The 12,150-nt window shown below is 46.0% G+C and carries 12 protein-coding genes and 2 tRNA genes; 4 read left to right on the plus strand and 10 right to left on the minus strand.

All coding sequences use genetic code 11. The features are described from left to right. Nucleotides 1-31: 31 nt before the first annotated feature. Both DW896_RS10720 and DW896_RS10725 read left to right on the plus strand, forming a co-directional pair. Nucleotides 32-104: transfer RNA gene (locus DW896_RS10720), tRNA-Gly, on the plus strand. Between the two features lie 20 nt (nucleotides 105-124). Then, nucleotides 125-208 (plus strand) — tRNA-Leu (locus DW896_RS10725). A 349-nt stretch (nucleotides 209-557) separates the two neighbouring features. On the opposite strand, the gene DW896_RS10730 is transcribed toward DW896_RS10725, so the two are convergent. The 10 genes from DW896_RS10730 to argR all read right to left on the minus strand — a co-directional run bounded on the left by DW896_RS10730 (nucleotide 558) and on the right by argR (nucleotide 9,861). Next, on the minus strand, nucleotides 558-1,808 hold the full coding sequence (locus DW896_RS10730) for an acyloxyacyl hydrolase (protein WP_119993215.1): 1,251 nt from the start codon (nucleotides 1,806-1,808) through the stop codon (nucleotides 558-560). A 219-nt stretch (nucleotides 1,809-2,027) separates the two neighbouring features. After that, entirely contained in the window at nucleotides 2,028-3,683 is a 1,656-nt protein-coding gene (locus DW896_RS10735) for an AMP-binding protein (RefSeq protein ID WP_035449846.1), read from the minus strand. A 7-nt stretch (nucleotides 3,684-3,690) separates the two neighbouring features. Next, complete coding sequence (locus tag DW896_RS10740; protein WP_016272528.1) at nucleotides 3,691-4,245, minus strand: helix-turn-helix domain-containing protein; 555 nt, start codon at nucleotides 4,243-4,245, stop codon at nucleotides 3,691-3,693. A gap of 121 nt (nucleotides 4,246-4,366) precedes the next feature. After that, entirely contained in the window at nucleotides 4,367-5,140 is a 774-nt protein-coding gene (gene proC / locus DW896_RS10745; RefSeq protein ID WP_005834777.1) for a pyrroline-5-carboxylate reductase, read from the minus strand. Nucleotides 5,141-5,269: 129 nt separating this feature from the next. Then, nucleotides 5,270-6,391 (minus strand): aspartate aminotransferase family protein, encoded by a 1,122-nt coding sequence (locus DW896_RS10750; RefSeq protein ID WP_119993217.1) that lies wholly within the window; start codon nucleotides 6,389-6,391, stop codon nucleotides 5,270-5,272. Nucleotides 6,392-6,396: 5 nt separating this feature from the next. Then, on the minus strand, nucleotides 6,397-7,365 hold the full coding sequence (argC, locus tag DW896_RS10755; RefSeq protein ID WP_005834778.1) for an N-acetyl-gamma-glutamyl-phosphate reductase: 969 nt from the start codon (nucleotides 7,363-7,365) through the stop codon (nucleotides 6,397-6,399). Beyond that, entirely contained in the window at nucleotides 7,358-7,576 is a 219-nt protein-coding gene (locus DW896_RS10760; RefSeq protein ID WP_035449836.1) for a PspC domain-containing protein, read from the minus strand. Before DW896_RS10760 ends, argC begins: the two co-directional genes overlap by 8 nt. Beyond that, nucleotides 7,577-8,782 carry an argininosuccinate synthase gene (locus DW896_RS10765; protein ID WP_035449833.1) on the minus strand — a complete coding sequence of 402 codons (1,206 nt, stop codon included), beginning with the start codon at nucleotides 8,780-8,782 and terminating at the stop codon, nucleotides 7,577-7,579. It abuts the gene before it with no gap. A 12-nt stretch (nucleotides 8,783-8,794) separates the two neighbouring features. Then, nucleotides 8,795-9,352 carry a GNAT family N-acetyltransferase gene (locus DW896_RS10770; protein ID WP_005825115.1) on the minus strand — a complete coding sequence of 186 codons (558 nt, stop codon included), beginning with the start codon at nucleotides 9,350-9,352 and terminating at the stop codon, nucleotides 8,795-8,797. 35 nt (nucleotides 9,353-9,387) lie between these two features. After that, nucleotides 9,388-9,861 carry an arginine repressor gene (gene argR / locus DW896_RS10775; protein WP_005825113.1) on the minus strand — a complete coding sequence of 158 codons (474 nt, stop codon included), beginning with the start codon at nucleotides 9,859-9,861 and terminating at the stop codon, nucleotides 9,388-9,390. Between the two features lie 522 nt (nucleotides 9,862-10,383). Between argR and DW896_RS10780 the strand changes: the two genes are divergently transcribed. Next, nucleotides 10,384-10,977 (plus strand): RNA polymerase sigma-70 factor, encoded by a 594-nt coding sequence (locus tag DW896_RS10780; protein WP_119993219.1) that lies wholly within the window; start codon nucleotides 10,384-10,386, stop codon nucleotides 10,975-10,977. A 67-nt stretch (nucleotides 10,978-11,044) separates the two neighbouring features. Continuing rightward, nucleotides 11,045-12,052 (plus strand): FecR family protein, encoded by a 1,008-nt coding sequence (locus tag DW896_RS10785; protein WP_057281361.1) that lies wholly within the window; start codon nucleotides 11,045-11,047, stop codon nucleotides 12,050-12,052. The last annotated feature ends 98 nt before the right edge of the window (nucleotides 12,053-12,150 follow it).

Genomic DNA, 12,150 nt, shown 5'->3' on the forward strand with positions numbered 1-12,150 from the left:
AACTGTTTATCTTTGCACCCGTTCTCCAAATGCGGAAATAGCTCAGTTGGTAGAGCATAACCTTGCCAAGGTTAGGGTCGCGAGTTCGAGTCTCGTTTTCCGCTCTCTTTTCCCTTTTTAGGATGCTCGAATGGTGGAATGGTAGACACGAAGGACTTAAAATCCTTTGGCCATTGCGGCTGTGCGGGTTCAAGTCCCGCTTCGAGTACTCGATTAAGCTCTGTGAATCATTGATTTGCAGAGCTTTTTCTTTATAAGCTCTTGATATGAAAGACCGTTTCTCTATAGCGAACAAAGTGTTTCCCTTAATAGAACAAGTTGTTTCATTATGGCGAACACTTTGTTTCCCTTAACAAAACATTTCGTTTCATCATATGAAAACAAACTGTTTTTCCTTATTGGAACAAACTGTTTCTCTATACTTGAACAAAGTGTTCATCGCTGTGAACTAACAAACTAACTATAATACTATAGTAGATGATATGCGCGTGGCACTTACTAATATGTGCTTGCAGATGAAATAAAAGAATCTATATAAATAGCCTCCTCTTTATTGTTCAGAACAGCTTGGGGCGTTTGTTATTGAACCGATAGCCGATACCCAACATCAGATAATTGGGCTCATGAAATTCCCGGAGGTTATATCCTATATGGAGATACGAATTGCGTGTTACGTCTATTTTCAGGGCAAGAATCTGATAGAAAGACTTCATGTCACCGCCGCCGTGCAGAACATTGGCTCCCAGACCGATACCTACCGTGAAGTAAGGCATGACAAATTCTCCGCGGGCGGATAAGCCCAATGCCATCTGCTTCTTGGCGGGCGGAGTATAGAAGCCGTTCTCTTCCTCGTACGATTCTTTCATGTTCGCACTGTGGTCGTATACGCCGTCCAACGCCACACCGGCGCGGAATTTATAGCCGAAGTTGTACATGGGTGCAAAGCTGAAACCGAACACGTTGTAAGTGCCGGGTGCGGGTACCTGGCCACTACTGCCCTCATGGGCCACTGCTTTCTTTCGCCAGGAGCCGAACAAAGTCAAGTCGTAGCTGACGTGGCGGGGGAATGGAGGAACGATAGGGCGTTGCCATGATTGGGCGAGCTCATCCGCTCTGCGGTTAAAGTTATATACCAATCCCACTTTGCAGTCCACCGTGTTCAGACCGGAGTTGGGATATTGGGTGTTTCCGTTGGAAAAGTGGCTTCCGGTAGCTCCTATCATCAGGTCGAACTTGGGGGAGAGTGCCCACTTTAAGTAGAGGTTCACATTGAGATAGGCATTCACTTTCGAGCCGATAATCTGGTTCTCCGGGTTGTCGTATTCATCGTAGGGTTTCCAGCCGAACGATGCGCCGAAGTTCCATTCATAGTTCAAGGATATGCGGGGGCTGAATTGGGCGATGCGTCCCCCTTGAAACAGATAGACCGCCAGCGGGTTGCCCAGCTCTTCCGGATTGCCGAAGTTGAAATAGCCGACTCCAATCCCTTGATAGGCTCCTATATAAGCCTGGTCGGCAACGGTGTGGGGACGGAGCTGGAAGGAGTATTTCAGATGGCCGGCATAGGCATTTTTCATGGGCTTGTATTGGTGGTTGGAGTACTCCAGAAAAGGGTTGGTCTGAAAAATATAGCCAGCACGCCCTTCTACGCCTAATCTATGGATGAAGCGCTGTGAGAAAGGGAGTGTATCCCGTTTGTATTCCGAATGACTATCGGATGTCCATTGTTGGGCGTATATTGTATCAGACAAGAAAAGTACCGCTCCTAAGAAAGCCAGTATTTTCCATATCTGCATTCTATTTTTCATATGCCGTGTCGGTCTTTCTTGTTTATAAATGTTCCAAGTGAAGTTTAATTTCGTGCAAATATAGTTCTTTTCTCCTTTTGGTATTCACAATGAGACAACTATTTGTAAAAAGAGGGGGTAAAACAGAAATCGTCAATAGAATGGCCGACTTCGGTTTTATCCCCTCCTTATTCATTCACCCGGATGTTGTCTTATGATTCAGATGCTGGGTGGCGAGTATTATTTCCGGTCGTTCTCCCGGATTTCCACACGGCGGATTTTCCCGCTGATGGTTTTGGGGAGCTCATCAACAAATTCGATGACACGCGGGTATTTGTAGGGAGCCGTCACTTTCTTCACATGGTTCTGCAACTCCTTGACAAGCTCTTCTCCGGTGCGTGCCTTGTACTCTTTTGCCAACACAATCGTAGCTTTTACCACTTGACCGCGGATTTCATCGGGCACACCGGTAATGGCACATTCCACTACGGCTGGGTGGGTCATCAATGCACTTTCCACTTCGAACGGGCCGATGCGGTAACCGCTACTTTTGATAACGTCGTCGGCGCGGCCCACGAACCAGAGGTAGCCGTCTTCGTCCTTCCAGGCTACGTCTCCCGTGTAGTAAATGCCGTTGTTCCATGCCTCGTGGGTACGGTTGGCATCGCGGTAGTATTCCTTGAACAATCCCAGCGGTTTGCCTTTGTCGGTACGGATTACAATCTGTCCCTGCTCACCGGCTTCCACGGAACGTCCTTCGTGGTCTATCAGGTCTACGTCGTATTGCGGATTGGGCAATCCCATGCTGCCGGGTTTCGGTTCCATCCACGGCATGGTGGCAACGGTAAGGGTCGTTTCGGTCTGTCCGAATCCCTCCATCAGCTTGATGCCCGTCAACTTCTTGAAGGTCTCGAATACGGCGGGGTTCAATGCTTCTCCGGCGATGGTGCAGTATTCCAGACTGGATAGGTCGTACTTCGTGAGGTCTTCGTGGATGAGGAATCGGAAGATGGTGGGCGGCGCACAAAGCGACGTGACGTGATAATCTTGTATCTTCTCCAGTATGGCTGCGGGAGTGAATTTCTCGTGGTCGTATACAAATACGTTGGCGCCGGCAATCCATTGTCCGTAGAGCTTGCCCCACACGGCTTTTCCCCAACCGGTGTCGGCAATGGTGAGGTGTAGGCTGCTCTCTTTCAGGTTGTGCCAGAAGCTGCCGGTGACGATGTGTCCCAACGGATAGGTGAAGTCGTGGGCCACCATTTTGGGCTCTCCGGTAGTGCCGCTGGTGAAGTACATCAGGGAGATGTCATCGTTCGTATTCGGATGTTCAGGTTTCACGAAAGGAGCGGCAGCCTCGATACCTTTGTGAAAGTCTTCGAATCCTTCGGGAACTTCCGGCCCGACGCTTACGAGGCGTTTCACAGAAGGAGACTCCGGCATGGCTGCCGTGATATGGTCGGTGATGACGCTTTCGCCGGCGCAGACTATCATCTTGATGTCTGCGGCGTTGCAACGGTATACGATGTCTTTCTTCGTCAGCAGGTGGGTGGCGGGAATCACCACTGCACCGAGTTTGTGTAGTGCCACAATGCTGAACCAGAATTCGTAACGGCGCTTCAGTATCAGCATCACCATGTCTCCGTGGCCGATGCCGAGGCTTTGGAAATAGGAAGCCGTCATGTCTGTGTACCGTTTCATGTCGGCAAAGGTAAACTGCCGGCATTCGCCCTGGTCATTGGTCCACAACAGTGCGGGTTTGTCGGGTTGCTCGGCGGCCCAGGCATCCACTACGTCGTAGCCGAAGTTGAAATTCTCCGGTACGTTTATCTTCAGGTTCTTGATGAAGTCCTCCTGTGAGGTGAAGGATGTTTGAGATAAAAATCTTTCTACCATAACTTTATTACATGATTACTGCCAGGAATTTTACAGTCTTTCCGTCAAGCGCCTTCATGCCGTGCGGCAGTTTGGAGTTGAAGTATAGACTGTCTCCTTCGTTTAAGATTAAGTCTTTGCCGTCGATGCTGACCATCATACGGCCTTCCAGTACGAGGTTGAACTCCTGACCGGCATGGCTGTTGTAATGTATCGGCTCGCTGTCCGGTTTCGGTTCTACGGTCACAATGAACGGGTCTGCCGTGCGGTTGATGAAACCGGCTGCCAGCGATTGGTATTTATATGCCTTGGTACGTTCTATACTGGTTCCTTTTCCGGCACGTGTCAGGAAGTAGGAGCTCATTTTGGGCTCTTGCCCAAACATCAGTGCGTCCAGTGATATGCCGTAGTGCCGTGCTATCTTCTGCAGCATGCTGACCGAGATGTCGAATTCTCCGGTTTCGGCCAGGCGGTACTCTTCTGCAGAAATGTCGCAGTCACGGGCGATATCGTCGGCAGTCAGTTCCAATACGTCACGCAGTCCGCGCAGGCGTTCGGCTATTTGTCTGATTTGTTCGTCCATAATTATATTTTTTTAATGGGTTGTTATTAAAGTGTGGCAATGTGCCAATAGGCTGCACAATGTTTAATTATACCGTAGCTCATAGGCATATCGGGACATCGTTACATTAGCACATTAAATATCATTTACTCGCTTTGATGGCTTTAATCACAGTGGAGGTGAATCCTTCATGTTCCAGCTCGTTGATTCCCTTGATGGTAATTCCTCCGGGGGTACACACCTTGTCAATCTCAACACTGGGGTGCGTGTCGTTGTTCAGAATCAGCTCGGCTGCCCCTTTCACGGATTGTGCCACCATGCGCATGCCGTCTTTGGGATAGATACCCATTTCAACGCCGGCCTGCATGGCTGCCTGGATATACTTAAGCACGTAGGCGATGCCGCAGGAAGTCATGGCAGTGGTTGCCGCAATCTTTTCTTCGGGAATGAGCATGGCGAGTCCCATCTGGTTGAAAATGTCCAGCATCAGTTGCTCCTGCTCCTTGGTGGCATTGCGGCTGGCGATGAGTGTCATGCTTTCCATCTCGCTGATGGCGGTATTGGGAATAAGACGGAACATGGTCATTTCTTTGTCTGCTACATAGTGTGTCAGCTCTTCAAAAGGAATGCCGGCTGCAACGGATATAAGAATCTCTGTGCCTTTTAGTTCCAGTTCCTTTATCACTGGCTCCATCAGCCATGGCTTCACGGCAAAGATTATCATATCTGCACCGGCTGCCGCTTCCTGGTTGTCATTGGTCACTTGCAATGCGGGGAATTCTGCCTTCAGCTTGTCCAGCTTGCCCTGGGTGGGGTTGGAGACAATGATGTTACCGGCAGGGATGATTGTTCCTTTTGCCAGCCCTCGGGCAATGGCTCCCCCCATATTTCCTGCACCGATAATTGCTGTTTTCATATCTTTTTGTTGTTAAAAGAGTTGTTTTGCTGGCAAAGGTAGATAAATTTTCTACAAAAAACGACCGAGAGAGAAAGGTATTCTGCTTTTCGGTCGTTTCTTTTGCTGGCTGATTATTTGTGTCAAATATTAAAGTACTTTCTTGAAGCGTTCCAAGAATTCCTTTGCTTCATCCATGCCGAGGCACAGAGGCGGCAGCAGGCGAAGTACATTCGTACCGCTTACACCGGTGAATACATGCTGCTCTTTCAGTAGTCTTAGGCGCAGTTCCTTGATGGGTTCTTCAAATTCCAGCCCTATCATGAGTCCGCGTCCGCGAACGTCCTTGATTTGAGGGAATTTCTTTAGTTCCGTTATCAGGAAGTTGCCGACTTGGGCTGCATTCTCTATCAGGTTTTCCTGCTCTATCACATCCAGCACGGCAAGGGCGGCACTGCAAGCCAGGTGGTTTCCGCCGAAAGTGGTTCCAAGTTGCCCGTATACTGGTGTAAACATTGGGCTGATGAGTACGCCTGCCATCGGGAAACCATTGCCGATGCCTTTTGCCACGGTGATGATGTCGGCTTTGATGCCGTTGTACTGATGGGCGAAGAACTTGCCGCTGCGTCCGTAGCCGCTTTGGATTTCATCGAGAATCAAGACCGTGTTGTGTTCCGTACAAGTCTGGCGGAGAGCCTGCATGAATTCGTCTGTCGGCAGTTGGATGCCGCCTACACCTTGTATGCCTTCGATAATCACTGCGCAGACATCTCCTTTGGACAATTCGACCTTCATGGCTTCGATGTCGTTCAACGGGAGGTAGGTGACGTGCCCGCAGTTGTTGATGGGAGCGATGATTTTAGGATTGTTCGTTACTTCCACCGCCAGTGAGGTACGTCCATGGAATGCTTTTGAGAAGGATATCACACGGGTACGGCCATTGTAGAAAGAGGCGAGTTTCAAGGCGTTTTCATTGGCTTCGGCACCGCTGTTGATGAGGAAGAATGAGTAGTCGTCATAGCCACAGACTTTTCCCAAGCGTTCTGCCACTTGCTGTTGCAGCTTGTTAATTACTGAGTTTGAGTAGAATCCTAACGTAGCAACTTGGTTACTCACCATCTCTACATAATGTGGATGTGCATGTCCGATTGAGATGACTGCATGACCACCGTAGAGGTCGAGGTATTCGGTACCGTTCTCGTCCCATACATGGCAGCCTTTTCCTTTGACGATGTTGATGTCAAAGAGAGGGTATACGTCGAATAAATTCATTTTTTTTAGAATGCAGAAGGTTTCAACCGTAATCCTACGGTCTCTTCCAGGTTAAACATTAAATTCATGTTGTGGACTGCTTGTCCGCTGGCACCTTTCAGGAGGTTGTCGATGCAGGAAATGATAAGCAGCTTGTCACCGTGCTTCTCCAGGTGGATGAGGCATTTATTGGTATTCACCACTTGTTTCAGGTCAATGTTCTTTTCCACGACAAATGTAAAGGAATCTTTGGCGTAGTATTCTTCGTACATACGGATGATTTCTTCCAGAGCCACTTTGGTCTTTACTACGATGGTAGTGAAGATACCGCGCGGGAAGTCACCCCGGTAGGGGATAAAATCTATTTCTGCATCGAAACTGTTTTGCAGCTGGCGGAGTGATTGCTTGATTTCGGGCACGTGCTGGTGCTCGAAAGCTTTGTAAACACTCATGTTGTTGTTGCGCCAGCTGAAGTGGCTCGTGGCACCCGGTTTCACTCCGGCACCCGTACTTCCGGTGATGGCATTCACCATGATGTCATCATTCAGCATTAGGTGCTTGGCGAGCGGCAGCAGCCCCAATTGTATGCAGGTGGCAAAGCAGCCCGGATTGGCTACATGCTTTGCCTTGCAGGTGGCGCGGCGGTTCAGTTCCGGCAAGCCGTAAATGAAGTCGTGGTCAGGAGAGGCTATGCGGTAGTCCATGGAGAGGTCGATGATTCTCAACTCCTCGGGCACGTTGTGGCTTTCGAGGAATTTTCTAGTGTCGCCATGTGCCGTACAGAAAAACAGCACGTCGATTTCTTCCAGCGGAAGCTGGTCGGTAAATACCAAATCTGTTTCACCGTACAGTCCTTCGTGTACATCAGTAATTTTGTTGCCGGCGTTGCTTGAACTGTTTATGAATACGATTTCCGCTTCCGGATGGTTGAGCAGTAAACGTATCAGTTCGCCTGCCGTGTATCCGGCTCCGCCGATGATTCCTACTTTAATCATTTCTATAATATCTATTGGATTCTTCTGGTATGATAATCAATAATATAATGTATATAATTACACCTGCAAAAGCAGTAAAGACGGTAGCGAACGTATAAACGATGCGTACTAAAGATACGTCAAGTCCGAAAAAGTTTGCCAGTCCTGCACATACACCGGAAAGCATTCTTCCGGTTCGGGGACGTGTCAGTTTCCGTTTCTTGTCCGTCATTTAGATTTTCTCGTCTTTGTGATTTGAATAATATGCACGCAGTGCCGTGGAGGTTACTTTGATGAAGCCCTTGGCATCTTCTGCCGTCCAGCCTTTCTGCATTTCGCCGTATTCGCCGAACTTGTTTTTCACAAGGTCGTCCTTGCTTTCTACACCTACGGTAGAGAAGCAGAGTGGGTGAAGCTCGAGGATAGCCGTACCGTTTACGTTGCGTTGCGAGGATTCCAGCATGGCTTCGATGTCGCGCATTACCGGTTCCAGATATTGGCTTTCGTGCAGGAACATGCCGTACCAGTTGGCTACCTGGTCCTTCCAGTATTGCTGCCATTTGCTCAAGGTATATTTCTCCAGGAACTTGTGTGCGCCGATAATCAGCATGGGTGCGGCAGCTTCGAAGCCTACACGGCCTTTGATACCGATAATCGTGTCGCCTACGTGCATGTCGCGGCCGATGCCGTATGCTGCACCGATCTCTTCCACTTTCTGGATGGCTTTGATGGGATCGTCGAATGTCTCGTCGTTCACGGCTTTTAGTTCCCCCTTCTCAAAAGTGAGGCGCAACTGTTCGCTGCCCTCTTTGGTGCAGTGTTTCAGGTAGGCGCTTTCGGGCAATCCTTGTGCAGAATCCAGAATCTCACCACCACAGATGGAGGTGCCCCACAGACCCACGTTATAGGAGTATTTCAGTTTGGTGAAGTCGGCGGCAAAACCGTGTTGGTTCAGGTAGTCAATCTCTTCCTGACGGCTCAGTGCCATGTCGCGTGTCAGCGTAATGATTTCCACGCCCGGAGCCATGACGAGGAAAGTCATGTCGAAGCGAATCTGGTCGTTACCCGCACCCGTAGAACCATGAGCGATGGCATCGGCGCCGATTTCGTTGGCATAGCGTGCAATGGCCAGTGCCTGGAAGATACGTTCGGAACTTACGGAGATGGGGTAGGTACCGTTACGCAGTACGTTTCCGAATACCATGTATCTTAGGCTTTTTTCGTAGTACTCTTGCGTCACGTCAATGGTGACGTATTCTTTGGCACCCAGCTTGTAGGCATTCTCCTCGTTAGTCTTCAACTGTTCGGGGCTGAAACCGCCAGTATTGGCACAAGCTGCATATACTTCGTATCCTTTTTCTTTGGCAAGATACATGACCGTGAATGAGGTATCCAAACCGCCGCTGAATGCGACTACCACTTTTTTCTTCTTTTCCATATCCTTATATTTTTATATTTTATCTTCTTCGTGCAGCTTCGGGTCGTAAAGCATTGCTGTGCAGATGCAGAATTTACGGTTCTTGGCTACCAATATATCATGGTTGATACAGCCTTCGCAACCTTTCCAGAAGGATTCGTCATCGGTTAGTTCGTTGAAGGTGACGGGCACATATCCTAGCTCGGTATTCATTTTCATGACGGCAGCTCCACTGGTGAGACTGAAAACTTTGGCATTGGGCCAACGTAGGCGTGCCAGGCGGAAAGAGGCGGTCTTGATACGTTTTGCCAGTCCCAGTCCCCGGTATTTGGGGTGTACTATCAGACCGGAGGTTGCTACATATTGCTTGTTGCCCCAGCTCTCTATGTAGGTGAAACCGGCAAAATCGTCTCCACACAAGGCTATGATGGCCTTTCCTTCTTTCATCTTAGTAGCTACGTATTCGTGTGTGCGTTCTGCGATGCCCGTTCCGCGTACCTTGGCAGCTTCCCGGATGGTATCCAAAATCTTGTCCACGTAAACTTCATGTGAGGCGTCAGCCACCATCACATCAATTTGTTTCGAATCCATTTCTTATTTAATTTCTTATTTTTTGTTGTTATCTATCATTTAATGTTCGGGATGATTTGCGATAGGAAGCTGCGTACCTCGTCATGTGACGCCGCTTCGTGCACCACCAGCATGATGGTGTCATCTCCGGCAATGGTACCCAGAATGGCGGGACACTCCCGGTTGTCGATGTCGTAGGCCATGCTGCTGGCATATCCGGGCCGGGTACGGATGACGGCAATATTGCCCGAAAATTGAAGTGAAACGAATCCGCTTGTCATCAACATCTCACTTGCACTCTGGTCGTTCGAACGTTTATACATGATGTTGTTGGGCAGCACATATACGTATTTACCGTTCATGTTCGCTGCTTTCGCTACTTTCAGCTGTTTCAAGTCGCGTGACAAGGTGGCTTGTGTCAGTTCAAAGCCTTCCTTGCTCAAAGCTTGCAACAGTTCTTCCTGAGAACTGACGTCTTTGCTTGAGATAATCATCTTGATGGCGTCTAACCGATTGGCTTTTTTCTTCATTTTCTGTATAATTATTCTAAGAGTGGCGCAAAATTAGGGATTATTTCGGAAAGAATATGCAAAAAAGAGACTTTTTTCTTTGTTTTATGTATGTATTGTGCATTTTTCTTTGAAAGATGAGCTTTATTTGTTCTGGAAGGCAATAATCTTAGAAATAAAAAAGTGCATTTTGGGACTACCCTCTATTCTCTTTATTTTGTCTTATGCATATACTGGAAAAATACATAGATGATTGTTTTATAAAACTAATGCAGATGATTTTTGTATATACATTTGATTTTATCTGAAGGTAAATCCGGGGCTTTGATAAGGATTCGGGCTTCATCCATGGCGTTTTTTGTTTATAAGTCTGATAAACTTTATTTGGAATAGATTAATCTTTTTCTGTAATCGATGGTCAGTGTTATTATAAAATATTACTTTTGCTTTAATCTTATAATCAACCAACATAGAGGAACAATATGGTTTTCTTGATAGAAAGTATTAATAATTAAGAATTTACCCTTTGTCACTTTAATTACTATGGAAAAATATATTATTGAAAAACTGAGATTAGGAGATGAACAGGCATTTAGATATATATACGATTGCCATTACATTCTTCTTTGTCGTTTTGCATATCAACTGTTGGATGACGTTGCTTTAGCAGAAGAAATAGTGGATGATACTATCTTCTATTTGTGGGAGCATCGTACTGACATTGAAATAACCTTTTCCTTACGTGCCTATTTGATGCGTGCAGTGCGTAATCGCTGCCTGAATGAATTGAATTCACAAAGGCATCGCAAAGAACTTCATTTCTCTTCTTTTATGCTTCCAGAAAATATGGAATTTTTAGATAGTGTTTTTGTGGAGGATAATCATCCTTTAGGTACTTTACTTGAGCAAGAGTTGGAAGAAGAATTATTGAAATGTATTGAGGAACTTCCAAAAGAATGCCGTGCGGTTTTTAAGAAAAGCCGTTTTGAACAAAAAAAATATGAAGAAATAGCAGATGAACTGAAAATATCGGTGAATACAGTTAAGTATCATATTAAAAATGCTTTAGCATCCATTCAATTACATATGGGAGACTATCTGAAACTGCTGATATTGTATATGTTTTGGGAAAATTGAAAAAAATACATTTTAGACTACCCTCTTTCTTTTCTATTTTGTCTTACTTATAAACGTACTTGTAATTATGTATACAGAAGAAAAATATAACGATATAGATAAGCTGATAGCATCGTATTTATCCAATGAATTGGATGAAAAATCCTTTTCTGAGTTAAAGCGGTGGAGTATGGAGTCAGAAACTAATCGTATTTATGTACGCGATCAGTTGGAAATTTGGTTCTCTTCAGGCGTATTGAGCGATAAGACCTTCTTTAATAAGAATGAAGCATTTGATTTATTTAAGCAACGGGTTGCTGAGGCTGGAAGGAATAAAAGACTTCGACGTTTTTCTTGGAAAGTGATATATCGCGTAGCCGCTGTAGTTTTACTTTTGTTGTTGCCTTTGGCTACTTATTGGCAAGGAAAGGAGGTTGTCAAACATAATTTTGCAGATATGGTAGTAGAGGCTCCATTAGGAGCACGTACTAAATTATATTTGCCGGACGGCACATTAGTATGGTTGAATGCAGGTTCTAAGATTGTTTATTCGCAGGGATTTGGTGTAGATGATAGAAACTTGTCTTTGGAAGGAGAAGGGTATTTTGAAGTTACTAAAAATGAGAAGATTCCTTTTGTTGTTGAAACAAGGGAACTTAATTTGAAGGTGCTTGGAACGAAGTTTAATTTTAAAAATTATCCAGAAGACGAGGAGGTTACTGTAAATCTGATGGAAGGAAAGGTCGCTTTGCAAAATGAACTGAAAAAGATGCCCGCTTTGTATCTGGCTCCTCGAGAAAAAATGGTTTTGAATAAACGAACTGGTATAATAAAGAAATCGAAGACCCATGTAGAATATTCAAATGCCTGGTCTAGGAATGAATTGTTTTTTGATGAAGAATTGTTGGAAGATATTGCGAAGAAATTGATGCGTAGCTATGATGTGAAAATACAAGTGGCTGATTCTTTGCGGAACAAACGATTCTATGGTAGTTTTAAAATAATAGGAAACACCATTGACGAAGTACTTCAAACAATAGCTTCTACCAATAGAATGCAGTATAGGTATGAAGATGAAAAATATATTTTATATTGATTTTTGAGAATGAGTAAATGTGTTGAACCTTAAAAACATTGAAGACATGAAAATAAATCCTTCCGGCTGATGCGATGAAGGCACTTGAGTAATAAAAT

Source organism: Bacteroides sp. AM41-16, from assembly GCF_003603495.1.
In the GTDB taxonomy this organism is placed as follows: Bacteria; Bacteroidota; Bacteroidia; order Bacteroidales; family Bacteroidaceae; genus Bacteroides; species Bacteroides uniformis.